Source organism: Sphingomonas sp. CFBP 13714 (assembly GCF_014842205.1).
Taxonomy (GTDB): Bacteria; Pseudomonadota; Alphaproteobacteria; order Sphingomonadales; family Sphingomonadaceae; genus Sphingomonas; species Sphingomonas aerolata.
In genome coordinates, this window is sequence record NZ_JACYVG010000001.1 from 187,680 (window position 1) to 205,606 (window position 17,927).

Here is a 17,927-nt window from a genome sequence, read left to right on the forward strand (position 1 = left end):
GCGGAGGACAGGTCTCGTAGAAGACCGGTTTTTAGGAAGGATCATAAGGTCATGCGCCTCCGTTTCCCCATGCCTGCCCGCCGTGCGCGCGCGGTCCCGTTGCTGGCCGCCTCCGCTCTGGTCGTTCCCGTGCTGGCGGGTCTCGCACCCACATTGTTCACGGGCGGGACCGCGACGGCGCAGTCCGCCGCCAAACCGCAGGGCGAACCGCGCAGCCCCGAGGGCAAGCGCTATCTGTCGCAGCCGCTGGTCACCAGCATCTACACCGCCGACCCGTCCGCGCATGTCTTCAACGGCAAGATCTATGTCTATCCGAGCCACGACATCGACGTGACGACCGCCGACGACGATCTGGGCAACCAATATGCGATGCGCGACTACCGCGTGCTGTCGATGGACCGGATCGGCGGGCCGGTGAAGGTGAACCCCGTCGCGCTCGACGTGAAGGACGTGCCCTGGGCGTCGCAGCAGATGTGGGCGCCCGACGCGGCCTATAAGAACGGCACCTATTATCTGTATTTCCCGGTGCGCGACAAACAGCTCGACAAGAACGGGCTCGGCACCTTCCGCATCGGCGTCGCGACGTCGAAGAGCCCGGTCGGCCCGTTCAAGGCGGACCCCAAGCCGATCGCGGGCAGCTTCTCGATGGATCCCGCGGTGTTCACCGACGCGAACGGCGCCAGCTACATGTATTTCGGCGGCATCTGGGGTGGCCAGCTGCAGCGCTGGAAGGACGGCAAGTTCGACCCCAACGGCTCCGACACCGATCTCGGCCAGGACGACCAGCCCGCGCTGTCGGGCAAGATCGCGCGGTTGAACCCCGACATGAAGAGCTTTGCCGAGACGCCGCGCGACGTCCAGATCCTCGACGAGGCCGGCAAGCCCGTGCTCGGCGGCGATCATGAAAGGCGCTTCTTCGAGGCGTCGTGGGTCTTCAAGCGCGGCGGCAAATATTATTACACCTACTCGACCGGTGACACGCACTTCCTGAACTATGCGACCGGGGACAACCCGTACGGGCCGTTCACCTACAAGGGGCATATCCTGAAGCCGGTGCAGGGCTGGACGAGCCACCATTCGATCATCGAGTGGAACAAGAAATGGTGGCTGTTCTATGCGGACACGCAGCTGAGCAACAAGAATCACCTGCGCAACGTCAAGGTGACCGAGCTGAAGTTCGCCGCCGACGGCTCGATCCCCACCATCGATCCGTTCGTCAACTGATGTTCCTCGGAATCGACATCGGCACCTCCGGCGTGAAGGCCGTGGTGCTCGACGAGGCCGGCAGCGTGGTCGGCCAGGGCGTCGCCGCGCTGAGCGTCCAGCGCCCGCATCCGCTCTGGTCCGAACAGGATCCCGATGCGTGGTGGCATGCGACGACCGCCGCGGTCCAGACCATCGACCCGGCCGTCCGCCGCTCGGTCCGCGGCGTCGGGCTCGCCGGGCAGATGCACGGCGCGACCCTGCTCGACGCCGACGACCGCCCTTTACGCCCCGCGATCCTTTGGAACGACGGCCGCAGCTTCGCCGAATGCGAAGCGATGGAGCGTGCGGTGCCCGACCTGCGCAAAATCGCGGGCAACATCGCGATGCCGGGCTTCACCGCCCCCAAGCTGCTCTGGGTGCGCGAGCATGAGCCCGAGATCTTCGCGAAGATCGCCACCGTGCTGCTGCCCAAGGACTATGTCCGCCTGCTGATGACCGGCGACAAGGCGTCCGACCTGTCGGACAGCGCAGGGACCCTCTGGCTCGACGTCGCCGCGCGGAGCTGGAGCGACGCGCTGCTGGCCGCGTGCGGACTGACGCAGGCACAGATGCCACGGCTGTACGAAGGCTCCGAGATCACCGGCACGCTCACCGCCGAGGTCGCCGAACTCTGGGGCATGCCGCCGGTCCCCGTCGCGGCGGGGGGCGGCGACAATGCCGCGGGTGCGGTCGGCGTCGGCGTGGTCGCGGACGGCGACGCATTGCTCTCGCTCGGCACCTCAGGCGTGATCTTCGTCGCGACGAAGGAGTTCCGTCCCAACGCCGATAGCGCGGTCCATGCCTTCTGCCACGCGCTGCCGGGCATGTGGCACCAGATGTCGGTCCATCTGTCGGCTGCGTCGTGCATCGACTGGGTCGCGAGAATCACCGGTGCGACCGGCCCGGCCGACCTGTTCGCACGCGCGGAAGCCGCCGGTCCCGCCAGCGGCCCCGAGATCTTCCTCCCCTATCTGTCGGGCGAGCGTACGCCGCACAATGATGCCGAGGTCCGCGGCGCGTTCCTCCGGCTCGACAACGACACCGATGCCGGCCGACTGTCGCAGGCGGTGCTCGAGGGCGTCGCCTTCGCGCTCGCCGACGGGCTCGACGTGCTGCGCGCGGCGGGGACCACGGTCGAACGCCTCGCGGTCATCGGCGGCGGCGCGCGCTCGCGCTACTGGGGCGCGGTGCTCGCCGCGGCGATGGAGGTCGAACTCGTCTATCTCCAGGGCGGCGAGGTCGGCCCCGCGCTCGGCGCCGCACGGCTCGCGCAGCTCGGAGTCGATGGCGGCGATCCTGCGACCGTCTGCGTCGCACCGCCCGTGTCGCACCGCATCGCCCCCGACCCCGCCCTCGTCGCCGCGCTCGCCGAGAAAAAGGCGGCGTTCCGCCAGGCCTATTCCCGTATCACCCCCAAGTCATAGGAATCCCCGATGTCCGACTTCTTCGCCGATATCCCCCAGATCAAATATGAGGGCCCCGACAGCAGCAACGAACTCGCCTATCGTTATTACGACAAGAGCAAGGTCGTGCTCGGCAAGACGATGGAGGAGCATCTGCGCTTCGCCGCGTGCTTCTGGCACACCTTCTGCTGGCCAGGATCGGACGTGTTCGGCGGGGGTACGTTCAACCGCCCCTGGCATGCCGGCGCCAACGACTCGGCCGCAGCAGCGCACAAGCGCGAGGTCGCGTTCGATTTCTTCAAGAAGCTTGACGTGCCCTATTACTGCTTCCACGACGTCGACGTCATGGCGGATGCCGCCAATGTGACCGAGCATCGCCGGTTCTTCGCCGAAGCCGCCGACCATCTCGAACAGCTCCAGGCCGCGTCGGGCCGCAAGCTGCTCTGGGGCACCGCCAACGCGTTCAGCCATCCGCGCTATGCGGCCGGCGCGTCGACCAACCCCGATCCCGAAGTCTATGCCTTTGCCGCGCTGCAGGTCCGCGACGCGCTCGAGGCGACGCATCGCCTCGGCGGCCAGAACTACGTGCTGTGGGGCGGTCGCGAAGGCTATGAAACGCTGCTCAACACCGACATGAAGCGCGAACTCGACAATTTCGGCCGCTTCCTGAGCCTCGTCGTCGAGCACAAGCACAAGATCGGCTTCACCGGCACGATCCTGATCGAACCCAAGCCGCACGAGCCGACCAAGCATCAGTACGACTTCGACACCGCGACGGTGTACGGCTTCCTCAAGCGCTACGGGCTCGAGAATGAGGTGCGCGTCAACATCGAGGCGAACCACGCCACGCTGTCGGGGCATACCTTCGAACACGAGATCGCGACCGCCAACGCGCTCGGCATCTTCGGTTCGATCGATGCCAATCGCGGCGATCCGCAGAATGGCTGGGATACCGACCAGTTCCCCAACTCGGTCGAGGAACTGACGCTGGCGATGGTCGAGATCCTGCGCGGCGGCGGCTTCACCACCGGCGGCTTCAACTTCGACGCCAAGGTCCGGCGCCAGAGCATGGACGCGGCCGACCTGTTCTACGGCCATGTCGGCGGCATCGACGTCGTCGCGAAGGGCCTGCTCGCCGCTGCCGCGATCATCGAGGATGGTCGGGTCGATGCGATCAAGGCCAAGCGCTATGCCGGCTGGGACGGTGACTTCGGCAGCACGATCGGCGGGCTGGATCTGGCCGGTATTGCCGATCTTGCGGTCGAGCGCGACATCGATCCGAAGCCGGTTTCGGGCCAGCAGGAACGCCTTGAAAACCTGATCAACCGCTTCCTCTGATCGACCCGCGACGCCGGGGCCACGTCCTGACGGACGGGTCCCGGCCTTGCCGGCGCTCGCCGGCCAGTCGCTGCAATCAAGCCGCTGAGAACAGGCGATAAACCCGTCAATCCGGGTCCGATTGCCACATGAACGATTTGTCACGATCGCGGCGGGGCCCTTTGCCCCTGCTGCTGTGTTGTCGCGCCTGACACCAGTTGTCCGCAAGTCATGTCAGGGGCCGGATCGATGCGTAATACAATAATTATGGCAACAACACTTCCCGATCACGTCGCCTAGTCTGAAAAGACCATGACGAGGACCAGGGTGATGACCGGCTATGCTGGTCATTGTGGCGATAATGACTGCCGTGTCGCGCCGGAGCGGTGCCGCATCGAAAACCGCGACGGACGCCGCGCGTGACACCCGGGATTGGCCTGACCTGGGCGATCTGCGCGGCGGCGACGGCCGGGGTGATCGCGCGCCCGTTCCGCCTGCCCGAGGCGGTCTGGGCGGTCGCCGGCGCGGTCGCGCTACTCGGGCTGGGCCTGTTGCCGGTCGCCGCGGGGCTGGCCGCGGTCGGCAAGGGCATGGACGTCTATCTCTTTCTGATCGGCATGATGCTGCTCAGCGAGACCGCGCGCCAGCAGGGCCTGTTCGACTGGATCGCCGCGACCGCCGCGCGCGGTGCACAGGGGTCGCCCGTCCGCCTGTTCGCGCTCGTCTACGTCACCGGGATCGTCACCACGACCTTCCTGTCGAACGACGCCACCGCGGTGGTGCTCACGCCCGCCGTCTATGCCGCCGCGCGCAAGGCGAAGGCGGATCCGCTGCCGCTGCTGTTCGCCTGCGCGCTCATCGCCAACGCGGCAAGTTTCGTGCTGCCCATCTCCAATCCGGCGAATCTCGTGCTCTATGGCGGCACGATGCCCCCGCTCGGCCAGTGGTTCGCGTCGTTCGCGCTGCCATCGGTCGCGGCGATCGTCGTGACCTATGTCGCGCTCCGCTGGACCGAGCGTGCGCGGCTCGTCGGACAGTGCGAGACGGAGATCGCACTTACGCCGCTGACCATCGGCGGCAAGGCGGCACTGGCGGGGATCGTCGTCACCGCGGTCGTACTGCTGCTGGCCTCGGCGTTCGACGTGCAACTGGGGTTGCCGACCTGCATCGCCGGGGTCGCGACGACGCTCGCCATCTGCCTGCTGGTCCGCATGTCACCCCTCCTGGTCGTGCGCGACGTGTCGTGGAGCGTGCTGCCGCTCGTCGCTGGGCTGTTCGTGCTGGTCGAGGCGCTCGATCACAGCGGCGTCATCGGCCACGTCGCTGCGTGGTTGCGTGCAGAGGCCGCCGATCCGGCGCGTGCAGCCCTGACCGCGGGGACCCTGCTCGCCTTCGGGTCGAACCTGGTCAACAATCTTCCCGCCGGGCTGATCGCGAGCACCGCGGTCGCGCAGGCGCAGCCGCCGCGCGTCGTCGTCGACGCCTTGCTCATCGGCGTCGATCTCGGCCCCAACCTGTCGATCACCGGGTCGCTCGCGACGATCCTTTGGCTCCAGGCGATCCGCCGCGAAGGCCTCGATGTCGGGTTCCTGCGCTTCCTGAAGGTCGGCGCGGTGACGATGATTCCCGCGCTCGCCGCCGCGCTCGGCACGCGTCTGCTGATCGGCTGACCCTCGACGCTCCCCTCTGCCAGCCCCCTCTTTTCCAGGACCAAGGACCGACCATGGCCACCCTCTCCGCTTCCCTGCCCTCCCACCCCCCCGGCGGCAAAGCTCCGCACCGTCATGCGCCGGCGGGACGTACGCTCGATGCGCTGAACTTCTTCCTTGCCGACGTGCGCGACGGGCTCGGGCCCTATCTCGCCATCTATCTGGTCGCGGTCCGCGGCCCCGCGCATGGCTGGAACGAGGCGACGGTCGGGATGGTCCTGACGATCGCCGGGATCGTCGGTCTGATCGCGCAGACGCCCGCCGGCAGCCTGATCGACAAGAGCCGCAACAAGCCGCGGATCGTCATGGTGGCGGCGTTGCTGGTGACGTTGGCCAGCGTATCGCTGCCGTTCGTCACGGGCTTCCCCGTGGTGACCGTCACCCAGTCGGTCGCCGCCGTCGCGGGCGCGATCTTCGCCCCCGCAATATCGGCGATCACGCTCGGTCTGGTCGGGCCAAAGATGTTCGCCAAGCGGGTCGGCCGTAACGAGGCGTTCAACCATGCCGGCAATGCGGTGTCCGCCGGGCTCGCGGGCGTGCTCGCCTGGACGTTCGGGCCGGTCGTGGTCTTCTGGCTGATGGGCGCGCTGACCGTCGCCAGCATCGTCACCGCGACGCGGCTCCACAACGACGATATCGACAACGCCGTCGCGCGTGGCCTCGACTGCGAGCCCGATGCGGACTGCGACGAGCCGAGCGGCTGGAAGACGCTGATCGAGAACCGGCCGCTGATGACCTTTGCGGTGATCGCGTTCCTCTTCCATCTGGCGAATGCCGCGATGCTGACCTCGGTCAGCCAGCTGCTCGCGCGCACCGTCGGCAAGGATCAGGCGACGTCGCTGACCGCCGCGTGCATCGTCGCGGCACAGCTCGTGATGGTGCCCGTCGCGATCTTCGTCGGGCGTCATACCGAACGGCTCGGCACCAAGCCGCTGTTCCTCGTCGCCTTCGGGTTCCTCGCCGCGCGCGGCGCGCTCTACACGCTCTCCGACGATCCGTATTGGCTGGTCGGCGTGCAGGCACTGGACGGCGTCGGCGCGGGCATTTTCGGTGCCCTGTTCCCCGTCGTGATCGCCGACCTGACCGAGGGCAGCGGCCGGTTCAACGTCAGTCAGGGCGCGGTCGCGACGACGCAGGGGCTCGGCGCGGCGCTGTCGGCGACGCTGGCGGGATCGATCATCGTCTGGGCAGGCTATAGCGCGAACTTCCTCACGCTCGCGGCGATCGCGGGGGCCGGGTTCCTGCTCTATCTGGTCGCTATGCCCGAGACTAAGAAGCGCGCGCGCGGATAAGTCCGGGCGATCGATCGGAACACCCCCTGTCCTGTGGTCTCACTTTCGTGCAACAGCAGGACCCCGCATTACCCTGTCCCCTGCCCCGGATCCCGAGCCGCATGACCAGCGACATTCTCATCATCGGTTCCGGCGCGGCCGGGCTGACCGCGGCGCTCACCCTCGCCGACCGTTTCACCGTCACCGTGCTTGCCAAGGGGGCGCTGAACGAAGGGTCGACCGCTTGGGCGCAGGGCGGGATCGCCGCGGTACTCGAACCCGGCGACACGTTCGAGAATCATGTCGAGGACACGATGGTCGCCGGCGCCGGGCTGAACGACCGCGGGATCGTCGAGATGGTGGTCGAGGGCGCCCCCGCCGCGATCGAACGGCTCACGCATCTCGGCGTGCCGTTCGAGACCGAGGGGAACGCGCTGCACCTGACGCGCGAGGGCGGCCACAGCCATCGGCGGATCGTCCATGTCGCCGACGCGACCGGCTGGGCGGTGCAGGAGGCGCTGCAGAGGGCCGCCGAGGCGCATCCCAACATCACGCTGGTCCCCGACCAGGTCGCGATCGACCTTGCCACCGGGCGGCACGAGATGCGCTATTCGGGCGCGGGCCGGGTCTGGGGCGTCTATGCGGTCGACCGCGGCACCGGACGCGTCGCGCTCTACACGGCGCGCGCGACGATCCTCGCGACCGGGGGTGCGGGCCGCACTTACCTGTTCTCGACCGCGCCACGCGGCGCGACGGGCGACGGCATCGCGATGGCTTGGCGCGCGGGCGGGCGCGTGTCGAACATGGAGATGATGCAGTTCCACCCCACCTGCCTCTACAATCTGGAGGTCAAGAACTTCCTGATCACCGAGGCGGTGCGCGGCGAAGGCGGACGGCTGATCAACCCGACCACCGGCAAGCGTTTCATGACCTATTATGATCCCGTCCGGATGGAGCTGGCGCCGCGCGATATCGTCGCGCGCGCGATCGACGCCGAGATCAAGCGCTACGGGCTCGATTACGTCCATCTCGACATCAGCCACATGCCCGCCGACTTCATCCGGCATCATTTTCCGAACATTCACGAAAAGCTGCTGACGGTCGGGATCGACATGACGACGCAGCCGATCCCGGTCGTCCCCGCCCAGCATTACACCTGTGGCGGGATCGTCGTCGACGAGCATGGCAAGACCGACCTTCCAGGGCTCTATGCGGCGGGCGAGTGCACCGAATCGGGGCTGCACGGCGCGAACCGGCTGGCGTCCAACTCGCTGCTCGAATGCTTCGTGTTCGGCGAGGCCGCGGCGGACAGCATCGCTGCCGACTGGGACAGCCTGCCCCCGCCGCCGCCGATCCGCCCCTGGGACGAAAGCCGCGTCACCGATTCGGACGAGGAGGTGGTCATCAAGCAGACCTGGACCGAGATCCGCCGCTTCATGTGGAATTATGTCGGCATCGTCCGCACCACCAAAAGGCTCGAACGCGCACAGCACCGGATCGCGATGCTGAACGAGGAGGTCGCCGAATATTACCAGCACTTCCGCGTCACGCCCGACCTGATCGAGCTGCGCAACCTGCTCCAGACCGCCGAACTGATCGTCCGCTCGGCGCTGCACCGTCACGAAAGCCGTGGCCTGCACTACACGCTCGATTATCCGCAGATGCTGCCGGAGGCGGTCGACACGGTCCTGACGCCCTGACGTTCCGCGTCCCGGCGCATCGGACGTGCAGTTCGTCGCAGCCGGGCGTGCGGAGCGTATCGCGGCGATCCGGACCGTATCAGGATCGTAGCGCTATCGCAGGATATCCGACACCCATGGCATTTGGCAGGTTCGCGCGTCTTTTCGTGACCGGCGGCATCGCGCTCGCGCTGACCGGCTGTGGCTCGACGTCACGCCCCGGGGCGACCGGCGCCGCGCCGCAGGCCGATGGAACCGCCAGCGTATCGATCCCGGTCCCATTACCCACCGCACGCGCCACCTGTGCCGCGCCCGCTCCGCTCGTCACCGCGATCGACGCCTTGCACCATGATTTTGCGGGCAAGGCGGGGATTGCGATCCGCGCGGTGGACGAGGGCTGGACGGTCGAGGCCGGCGGGCGCCAGCGCCTGCCGCAGCAATCGGTCAGCAAGCTCTGGGTCGCGATCACGCTGCTTGACCTGCGCGACCAGGGCAAGGCGAAGCTTGAGGATCCGGTCGTCGTCCGCGCGGAGGATCTGACGCTGTTCCATCAGCCGATCGCGATGCTCGTCACCGGCGACGGCTATCACACCACCGTCGGCGAATTGCTCAGGCGTGCGCTGACGCATAGCGACAATACCGCGAACGACCGGCTGCTGAGCTATGTCGGCGGCCCGCGCGCGGTGCGCGGCATGATCCTGCGCAAACAGCTGGGCGAGATCCGCTTCGGTCCGGGCGAGCGGCTGTTGCAGAGCGGGACGGCGGGGCTCGTCTGGCAACCCGCCTATGCGCTCGGTAACGCGTTTGCGGTCGCCCGCGCACGGCTCGATCCGCAGATCCGCGCCGCCGCACTCGACGCCTATGTCGCCAATCCGCCCGATGGCGCCGCGCCGATCGCGATCGCGGACGCCCTGGCCCGGCTCGCGCGGGGCGAATTGCTCAGCGCCAGCTCGACGCAGGTCCTGCTCGACACGATGGGCGCGTCGGTCACCGGCCGCGCCCGGCTGCGCGCCGCGCTGCCCGCGGGGTGGCGGATCGCGCACAAGACCGGCACCGGCCAGGATCTCGGTCCCCGCAACGCCGGCTTCAACGATGTCGGGCTCCTGACGGCGCCCGACGGCAAGCGCTATGCGATCGCGGTGATGATCGGCGACACGCTGCGGCCGATCCGCGAACGCCAGATGCTGATCCAGGCGGTCGCCGCCGCGGTCGCCGCGCATGCCGGTGGCGCCCGCCCGTCGGTCTGAGATTTTCCTCACACCTGATACCCAACAACCACGCTTCGCCCATTGGTCCGCGCGCGCGCATCCGCTAGACCGCGCGCGATGCCCCATCTCTATCTCGTCGACGGCTCCGGCTATATCTTCCGCGCCTATCACCGGCTGCCGCCGCTTACCAACAAGCATGGCGAGCCGGTCGGCGCGGTGTACGGCTATACCACGATGCTGTGGAAGCTCGCGGACGAGGTCCATGCCGCGGATGGCCCCACCCACATGGCGGTCATCCTCGACAAGTCGTCGAAGACGTTCCGCAACGATCTCTACGACAAGTACAAGGCGCAGCGTCCGCCCCCACCCGAGGATCTCGTCCCGCAGTTCCCGATGATCCGCGACGCGACGCGCGCCTTCTCGCTGCCGTGCATCGAGACCGAGGGGCTTGAGGCCGACGACATCATCGCCTGTTATTCGAAGGCCGCGCTGGCGCAGGGCTGGTCGGTCACGATCGTCTCGTCGGACAAGGACCTGATGCAGCTGATCGAGCCCGGGCTCGACATGTACGACACGATGAACAACCGCCGGCTGGGCGCGGAGCATGTCGCGGAAAAATTCCACGGCGTCACCCCGGCGCAGCTCGGCGACGTGCTCGCGCTGATGGGCGACAGCGTCGACAACGTCCCCGGCGTCCCCGGCGTCGGCCCGAAGACCGCCGCCAAGCTGATCCTCGAACATGGCGATCTCGAATCGGTGCTCGCCGCCGCCGAGGGGATGAAGAAGGGCAAGCTGCGCGACAATCTGATCGAGCATGCCGAGATGGCGCGGCTGTCGAAGGTGCTGGTCACGCTCAGATGCGACGTCGCGCTGCCCGAGCCGCTCGAGGATCTCGAGCTCAAGGGCATTCCCGACGCACCGTTGCGCGCGTTCCTCGATCATCACGGCTTCAAGTCGCTGATCGCCAAATTGTCGGCCGTCGCCGAAGCACCGGTCGCCGAGTCGACCGTCGTCGCGGACATGGACGCGGACGAGCCGTGCAAGCATGACGATTACGAGACCGTCGTCGACGAGGCGGCGCTCGACCGCTGGATCACGCTGGCAAAGCATCAGGGCTGGATCGCGATCGACACCGAGACGACCGGGATCGACGCGACGCGCGCCGACCTGGTCGGGATCAGCCTGGCGCTGCATCCGAACCTCGCCTGCTACGTACCTATCGCGCATGGCGGCACCGATTTGCTCGCGGAAAACCCGGCCCAGATCGACCGCGCGGTCGTGCTGGCGAAGATGAAGCCACTGCTGGAGGATCCGAGCATCCTCAAGATCGGCCATAACCTGAAATACGACATGATCGTCCTCGCCCGCGCCTATGCCGCCACCGGAGGCGTGACGATCGCGCCGTTCGACGACACGATCCTGATGAGCTTCGATCTCGACGCGGGGCTTCACGGCCACGGCATGGACGAGCTTGCCGCGACGCACCTTTCGCACACCTGCATCGCGTTCAAGGACGTGGTCGGCACCGGCAAGTCGCAGCGCAGCTTCAACGAAATCGACCTCAAGGCCGCGACCCATTATGCCGCGGAGGACGCGGACGTGACGCTGCGCCTGTGGCGCCGGTTCAAGCGCCGCCTGCCCGCCGAGGGTTCGACGCGGGTCTACGAGATGGTCGACCGCCCGCTCGTCCCCGTCATCGCGCAGATGGAGATGCACGGGATCAAGGTCGACGCCGCGAAGCTGTCGAAGCTGTCGACCGAGTTCGCCGCGCAGATGGCGAGCCTGGAGACTGAGATTCACGCGCTCGCCGGCGCGCCGTTCACGATCGGCAGCCCCAAGCAATTGGGCGACGTGCTGTTCGAGAAGATGGGCATCAAGGGCGGCCGCAAGGGCAAGTCCGGGGTCTATTCGACCGACGTCACCGAACTCGAGCGCATCGCCGCCGACAAGGATTCGCCCGGCGCGGTGATCGCGCGCAAGGTGCTCGACTGGCGCCAGCTCTCGAAGCTGAAATCGACCTATACCGATGCGTTGCAGGCGCAGATCAACCCGGCGACGGGTCGCGTCCACACGTCCTACTCGCTGACCGGCGCGCAGACCGGCCGGCTGTCGTCGACCGATCCCAACCTGCAGAACATCCCGATCCGCACCGAGATCGGCCGCCAGATCCGTGACGCGTTCGTGGCGGAGCCCGGCAACGTGATCCTCGCCGCCGACTACTCGCAGATCGAGCTGCGACTGGCCGCGCACATGGCCAACGTCCCCGCGCTGAAACAGGCGTTCGCGAATGGCGACGACATTCACAGCCTCACCGCGCAGGAGCTGTTCGGCGAGGTCAACCGCGACACGCGCGGTCGCGCCAAGACGATCAACTTCGCGATCCTCTACGGCATCTCGCGCTGGGGGCTCGCCGGCCGGCTTGACGTGTCCGCGGACGAAGCACAGGCGATGATCGACCGCTATTTCGATCGCTTCCCCGGCATCTCCAGCTACATCGTCGACACCACCGAAAGCGTCCGCGCGACCGGGTTCACGACGACGCTGTTCGGCCGCAAGACGCATTTCCCGCGGATCCGCTCGAAGATCCAGCACGAACGCCAGGGCGCCGAGCGCGCCGCGATCAACGCGCCGATCCAGGGGACGAGCGCGGATATCATCAAGCGCGCGATGGTCCGCATGGGCCCTGCACTGCTCGAAGCCGGGCTGCCGAACGTGCGCATGCTGCTCCAGGTCCACGACGAACTCGTGTTCGAACTGCCCGAGGGCGATGTCGAGGCGGCCAAGCCCGTCATCGAACGCGTGATGGCGACCGCGGCCGAGCCGGCGGTGACGCTCGACGTGCCGCTGGGGATCGAGATCGGCACCGGCCTGAGCTGGGGCGCAGCGCATTGATCGCGCGGGGCGGCAGCCGGCCACGCCCGGCTGACTCGCACAAGCGCGGCCGGCGGAGCCTTCGCTCCGACCGACGACGCGGCCGTGCCGCGGCGCGGCGCACCAGCGGCGCCCGCCCGTGACCGAATCGACCAAGGATATCGACACGCTCGCCAAGGGCGGTCGGACCAACATTGCGGGCTTTGTCCTCCGCCTCGCCGCGCGCATCCCGTTCCTGTTCATCGCGGGCCGCATCTACGGCCCGGACCTGGTCGGCCGGTTCGCGATCGCGGTCGTGGTGGTCGAACTCGCCGCGCTGCTGGCGACGCTCGGGCTCAAGCGCGGTCTCGCGCAGGCGCTGAGCAGCACCGAGCGGCCGCACGCCTATGTCGTGTGGGATGCGATGGCGGTGGCGTTCGTCGCGTCGCTGATCGCGAGCGCGGTGCTCTTCACCTTCCCCGAGATCATGTATCCCAATACGGCGATCACCGGGCTCGACCGGTTTTTGCCGCTCATCATCGTCGCGGTCGCCTGGTCCGACGTCAGCCTGGCAGCACTCGCCTATCGGCTGAACGTCAAGGCCGCGGTCACCGCGCGCGCGGTGGTCGAGCCGTGGACGATCTCGATCGCCGCCTGGGCCTTTTCCTATTTCACGATCCGCGACGGGCTCGTGCTGAGCTATGTCGCGTCGATGACTGCGGCGCTGATCGCCAGCCTCGTGCCGTTCGTGCGCAGCTACGGGCTGCCGCGCGGCTGGTCGCCGCATCTGCGCCCGCTCTACGCGCTCGCCCGCGCCAATGTGCCGCTGGCGGGCGCGGACATCCTCGAATGGGGCAGCCGCAACGTCGACCGCTTCATCCTCGGCGTGATGTTCGAGCCCAAGGTCGTCGGCATCTATTACATGGCGCAACAGGTCGCGAGCCTGCCGCAGAAGCTCAAGACGAGCTTCGACCCGATCCTCGGCCCCGTCATCACGCAAAGCCTGGCGATCAACGACCGCGCGGCGATCGCCAACCAGGTCCGCCAGGTCGCGTTTTGGATCATGGCGGCACAGGGCGGCCTCGCGCTGATGGGCTCGATTCCCGGCGAGGCGGTGATGGGCGTGGTCGGCCCGCAATTCGTCGCTGGCACCGCCGCGCTCGCCTTCCTGCTGACCGCCGAATTCCTCGCCTCGAGCGGCGCGGTCAGCGAATCCGCGCTCGTCTATATCGCGCGGCACCGCAATCTGATGATTTCGGCGGTGATGCTCGCCTTCCAGATCGGCCTCAGCTTCACGCTGATCTTCGCGATCCGCCGGCTTGGCTATCCGGTCAATTATCAGGCTGCGGGGCCCGCGATCGCGCTCATGATCTCGGTCGCGCTGACGTCGGTGATCAAATCGCGGCTGCTCGGAAGCCTGCTCGGCGCGAGCGTCTCGCCGTGGCGCTGGCCGCTGGTCTGGGCGGCGCTTGCCGCGATCGTCGTGGGCGCGGGCTTTACCGCGCTGCCCAAGCGGCTCGAATGGGTCGAACTCGCGGTCGGCGAGCCGGCGATCGCCGCGACCTATCTCTTCATCCTGTGGAAATGGGCGTTCGGGCCCGCCGACCGTGCCCTGTTCGCCAAGACCCCCGAGCCCAGCGAAGCGACGCTGCCGCGGAGCGGATCACCGGTCCGCTGATCCGGCCCCCCGAAGCCGGGGGGCCGCCGGCGATCAATGCCGGAAGTGGCGCATCCCGGTAAACACCATCGCCAGCCCCGCCTCGTCCGCCGCCGCGATCACGTCGGCGTCGCGGATCGACCCGCCCGGCTGGATCACCGCGGTCGCGCCTGCCTCGACCGCGGCGAGCAGGCCGTCGGCAAACGGGAAGAACGCGTCGGAGGCAACCGCCGAGCCGATCGTCCGCGGCGTCGCCCAGCCCGCCTTGTCCGCCGCATCCTTGGCCTTCCACGCGGCGATGCGCGCGGATTCGAGGCGGTTCATCTGCCCCGCACCGATGCCTGCGGTGCTGCCGTCCTTGGCATAGACGATCGCGTTCGACTTGGTGTGCTTGGCGACGGTCCAGGCGAAGCGGCAGTCGGCGAGCTCCTGCGGCGTGGGCTGGCGCTTCGTCACGACCTGCAACTCGCCGGGCGTGCCGTTGTCGCGCCCCTGGACGAGCCATCCGCCCGCGATCGACTTGGCGGTGAGCCCGGCGCGCGCCGGATCGGGCAGGTCGCCGGTCAGAAGCAGACGCAGGTTCTTCTTCGCGGCGAACAGCGCGATCGCCTCCTCATCCGCATCGGGTGCGACGACGACTTCGGTGAAGATGCCGGTGATCGCGCGCGCGGTCTCGACGTCGAGGCGGCGGTTGACCGCGATGATCCCGCCGAACGCCGACACCGTGTCGCAGGCGAACGCTACGGCATAGGCCTCCTCGAGCGTCGCGGCGGTCGCGACGCCGCACGGATTGGCGTGCTTGACGATGACGACCGAGGGGGCGGCATCACGGAACTCGGCGACGAGCTCGAGCGCGGCGTCCGCGTCGTTGAGATTGTTGTAGCTCAGCGCCTTGCCCTGCACCTGACGTGCCTGACCGATGCCGCGGACGCCATCGCTCGCGGTGTAGAAGGCCGCCGACTGGTGCGGGTTCTCGCCGTAGCGGAGCGCATCGCCGCGCTTGAGCGTGATCGGCAGCGTGGCCGGAAACTGCTCGCCCTGGTCGACCGTGCCGAACCAGGTCGCGATCGCCGAATCATAGGCCGCGGTGGTCGCGAACGCCTTGGCGGCGAGGCGCTTGCGGTCGTCGAGCGTCGTGCTGCCGCCCGCGACCAGCGCATAGTCCGCGGGATCGGTGACGATCGCGACATAGGCGTGGTTCTTGGCGGCGGAGCGCACCATGCTGGGACCGCCAATGTCGATATTCTCGATAACGGTGTCGCGGTCCGCGCCCTTGGCGACGGTCGCCTCGAACGGGTAGAGATTGACGATCACAAGGTCGATCGCGCCGATCTGGTGCTCCTCCATCGACGCGGCATGCCCCGCATCGTCGCGCACCGCGAGGAGGCCACCGTGCACCATCGGGTGCAGCGTCTTCACGCGGCCATCCATCATCTCGGGAAAGCCGGTCAGCTCCGACACGTCGCGCACCGTGAGGCCTGCCGCCCGCAGCGCGGTGGCGGTACCGCCGGTCGACACCAGTTCCACACCTTGGCTCGCAAGCGCGGTGCCGAGATCGACGATCCCGGTCTTGTCGGAGACGGACAGGAGTGCGCGCTTTATCGGGATGCTGGTCATGACAGGTCTTTCGTGATCCGGGTTTCGCCGTGCGGCGGGCCTTAGCGTCGGTTGGGGTTGGGGAACAGGGGGCGGGTCGCGCGCAGATGTCGCCGTCTCGCGTCACGCCACGAATATAGCACCTCCCCGGCGGAGGCCGGGGTCCAGTTGGGGAACGTCGCCAACCTAAGACGGCGCTTCGTCATCGCCACCTTTCCAACTGGACCCCGGCCTCCGCCGGGGAGGGTGATTGTAAACGCTCTCGGTTTGGCGCTCAGGCCTTTTTCAGTGCCCAGCTCACGCTCGCGCCGCCCGCCGCGGCCTCGCCGGTGATCATCAGTTGCTGCGTCGCGACCGGGCGGCCGTCCGCGTCGATCCAGACGCTGTCCTCGACCACCAGGGCGCCACCGCGGCAGCGGAACTGCCAGATCGCGCCGCCCGGCAGGCGGAGGATTGCGCCCAGACCGTCCGCGGTCGGCGACACCTGCACCCCTGCGCCCAGATGGAAGCGGATCGCGAACAGCGAAAGGCCCAGGCGCCGCTTGCTGCCCTTGGGCAACAGCGCGTCTTCGCCCCGTAATTCACGGCCGTCGCCGGTCAGCATCAGCTGGCGGCGGTGCACAAAGCCCCAGCGCCGGACATAGCCGTCATGGCTCGCCTCGATCCGGCTCGCCGCGTCCGATTCCTGCCGACTCAGCTCGACTTCGGCGACGCCGCGGCCGAGCGTCCCGTCGGCATGGATCGCAGTCGAGTTGCTGTCGGCGATCGTCAGCGTCGAATGCGCGGCGGTCGACCGCAGACCTTCGACCATCGCCGGCGGCAATTGCGCGATCCCTGCCCGTGCGCCGCCGCAATTGACGACAAGCCGCGCCGGGCCATCGGAGAATTCGAACGCGAGTGTCGAAGCGCACCCGCCTTCGACCAGGCGTGCGACGGGTGGCGGCGCGGCGTCGACGATCAGCACCGAGGAGGCCGCCGCCAGCCGCTGATAGCCCCAGTCGCGCGCCTGGCGGAGCGGCCGGGTCCGGACGCCGCTCGCCTCGATCACCGCGGCGACCTGGGTCTCGCTGGCGGGGCCGCCGCCCTGCCAGCTCGACAGTCCAAGATCGCCATGCGTCACGCCGAGCAGCGCCGCGACCATCCTGGTGAGCGTCGTCGCGACGGGTTCGGGCAAGGCCAGGTTGCGCGCCAGGTAGCTGTCCTGGAGCAGCGTCAGAAGCTGGATCGAATCGAGCAGCATCGCCGGGCTGCGCGAAACCGAGCCGCCATCGTCGAACAACCCGGTGCCGAGCGCGCGCAGCAGCCCGGCCTCGCCGAACGCGCGGCGCGGGTCACCGCCCGGGACCAGCAGCCCGGCGGCAACCACGCCGCACCATGCCGCGATCCGCGGTGCGCCTGCGGGCACCTTGTCTGCGCTTCGATCGAGGTGCAGCGCGCCCCGCGCGAGCGCGTTCAGCACCTTCGAGCGGTAGACTAGGTCAGCCGACGACAGGATCAGCGGCGCATGCGCGGTCCAGAACAGGATCCGCCTGCCCCAGAGGTCCGGCCGCCACGCGATCCCCCCCGGCGTGTCGGCATAGGCGGTCAGCCACAGCCCCATCAGATATTCGGCGATCGGTGCCCCGCGTGCGCGGGTTGCGACGGTCGACAGGTCGCGCAGCCAGGCAAAGCTGTGGAAATAGTCGGCAAAGGGACCGGGCAACGGCTTTGCCAGATCGAGCGTCTCGATATCGCGCACCTCGCCACGGAACGACAGCAGGCCCTCGAGCAGCATCGTGCCCCGCGGGATGTCGCCGAGCACCGGATCCTCGGGGACTGCGATCAGCTTGAGCGGATAGCGTCCCTTGAGCCGCAAGGCATGGAGCGGCGTACGCCAGGTCAGGCGGTGAAAGCGCTCCGCCAGCCGGTCGGCGAGCGACAGCCCGTTGTCGCCGCCGAGCCGGATCAGGCGACGTCCTTCGTCGATACCGTCGAGCATTGGATCGGTCACGG

The 17,927-nt window shown here is 68.1% G+C and carries 11 protein-coding genes; 9 read left to right on the plus strand and 2 right to left on the minus strand.

Annotated features, from left to right (window positions below; genetic code table 11):
* Positions 1–51 precede the first annotated feature (51 nt).
* The 9 genes from IFT54_RS00880 to IFT54_RS00920 all read left to right on the plus strand — a co-directional run bounded on the left by IFT54_RS00880 (position 52) and on the right by IFT54_RS00920 (position 14,360).
* On the plus strand, positions 52–1,224 hold the full coding sequence (locus IFT54_RS00880) for a glycoside hydrolase family 43 protein (RefSeq protein WP_244648431.1): 1,173 nt from the start codon (positions 52–54) through the stop codon (positions 1,222–1,224).
* Positions 1,224–2,669 carry a xylulokinase gene (xylB, locus tag IFT54_RS00885; protein WP_192069331.1) on the plus strand — a complete coding sequence of 482 codons (1,446 nt, stop codon included), beginning with the start codon at positions 1,224–1,226 and terminating at the stop codon, positions 2,667–2,669. Before IFT54_RS00880 ends, xylB begins: the two co-directional genes overlap by 1 nt.
* A gap of 9 nt (positions 2,670–2,678) precedes the next feature.
* On the plus strand, positions 2,679–3,986 hold the full coding sequence (gene xylA, locus IFT54_RS00890) for a xylose isomerase (RefSeq protein ID WP_192069332.1): 1,308 nt from the start codon (positions 2,679–2,681) through the stop codon (positions 3,984–3,986).
* Between the two features lie 398 nt (positions 3,987–4,384).
* On the plus strand, positions 4,385–5,635 hold the full coding sequence (locus IFT54_RS00895) for an SLC13 family permease (RefSeq protein ID WP_192069333.1): 1,251 nt from the start codon (positions 4,385–4,387) through the stop codon (positions 5,633–5,635).
* A 53-nt stretch (positions 5,636–5,688) separates the two neighbouring features.
* The gene (locus IFT54_RS00900; protein ID WP_192069334.1) at positions 5,689–6,966 is read left to right on the plus strand and encodes an MFS transporter; all 1,278 of its coding nucleotides are present in this window, start codon (positions 5,689–5,691) and stop codon (positions 6,964–6,966) included.
* Between the two features lie 101 nt (positions 6,967–7,067).
* The gene (gene nadB, locus IFT54_RS00905) at positions 7,068–8,645 is read left to right on the plus strand and encodes an L-aspartate oxidase (protein ID WP_192069335.1); all 1,578 of its coding nucleotides are present in this window, start codon (positions 7,068–7,070) and stop codon (positions 8,643–8,645) included.
* Positions 8,646–8,761: 116 nt separating this feature from the next.
* Positions 8,762–9,871 (plus strand): serine hydrolase, encoded by a 1,110-nt coding sequence (locus IFT54_RS00910; protein WP_192069336.1) that lies wholly within the window; start codon positions 8,762–8,764, stop codon positions 9,869–9,871.
* Between the two features lie 78 nt (positions 9,872–9,949).
* Positions 9,950–12,724 carry a DNA polymerase I gene (gene polA / locus IFT54_RS00915; protein WP_031440871.1) on the plus strand — a complete coding sequence of 925 codons (2,775 nt, stop codon included), beginning with the start codon at positions 9,950–9,952 and terminating at the stop codon, positions 12,722–12,724.
* Between the two features lie 118 nt (positions 12,725–12,842).
* Positions 12,843–14,360, plus strand: coding sequence for a lipopolysaccharide biosynthesis protein (locus IFT54_RS00920; RefSeq protein ID WP_056406599.1), 1,518 nt, complete (start codon positions 12,843–12,845; stop codon positions 14,358–14,360).
* Between the two features lie 33 nt (positions 14,361–14,393).
* Here IFT54_RS00920 and purH read toward each other — a convergent pair whose 3' ends face one another.
* Positions 14,394–15,956 carry a bifunctional phosphoribosylaminoimidazolecarboxamide formyltransferase/IMP cyclohydrolase gene (gene purH / locus IFT54_RS00925; RefSeq protein ID WP_192069337.1) on the minus strand — a complete coding sequence of 521 codons (1,563 nt, stop codon included), beginning with the start codon at positions 15,954–15,956 and terminating at the stop codon, positions 14,394–14,396.
* A gap of 253 nt (positions 15,957–16,209) precedes the next feature.
* Positions 16,210–17,913: a heparinase II/III family protein gene (locus IFT54_RS00930; protein ID WP_192069671.1), complete on the minus strand. Its 1,704-nt coding sequence runs from the start codon at positions 17,911–17,913 to the stop codon at positions 16,210–16,212.
* Between the last annotated feature and the right edge of the window lie 14 nt (positions 17,914–17,927).

Excerpts from the sequence above, each read along its gene's own strand:
- IFT54_RS00880 (WP_244648431.1), top strand. The coding sequence starts at position 52 with ATGCGCCTCCGTTTCCCCATGCCTGCCCGCCGTGCGCGCGCGGTCCCG.
- xylB (WP_192069331.1), top strand. The coding sequence starts at position 1,224 with ATGTTCCTCGGAATCGACATCGGCACCTCCGGCGTGAAGGCCGTGGTG.
- xylA (WP_192069332.1), top strand. The coding sequence starts at position 2,679 with ATGTCCGACTTCTTCGCCGATATCCCCCAGATCAAATATGAGGGCCCC.
- IFT54_RS00900 (WP_192069334.1), top strand. The coding sequence starts at position 5,689 with ATGGCCACCCTCTCCGCTTCCCTGCCCTCCCACCCCCCCGGCGGCAAA.
- nadB (WP_192069335.1), top strand. The coding sequence starts at position 7,068 with ATGACCAGCGACATTCTCATCATCGGTTCCGGCGCGGCCGGGCTGACC.
- IFT54_RS00910 (WP_192069336.1), top strand. The coding sequence starts at position 8,762 with ATGGCATTTGGCAGGTTCGCGCGTCTTTTCGTGACCGGCGGCATCGCG.
- polA (WP_031440871.1), top strand. The coding sequence starts at position 9,950 with ATGCCCCATCTCTATCTCGTCGACGGCTCCGGCTATATCTTCCGCGCC.
- purH (WP_192069337.1), bottom strand. The coding sequence starts at position 15,956 with ATGACCAGCATCCCGATAAAGCGCGCACTCCTGTCCGTCTCCGACAAG.
- IFT54_RS00930 (WP_192069671.1), bottom strand. The coding sequence starts at position 17,913 with ATGCTCGACGGTATCGACGAAGGACGTCGCCTGATCCGGCTCGGCGGC.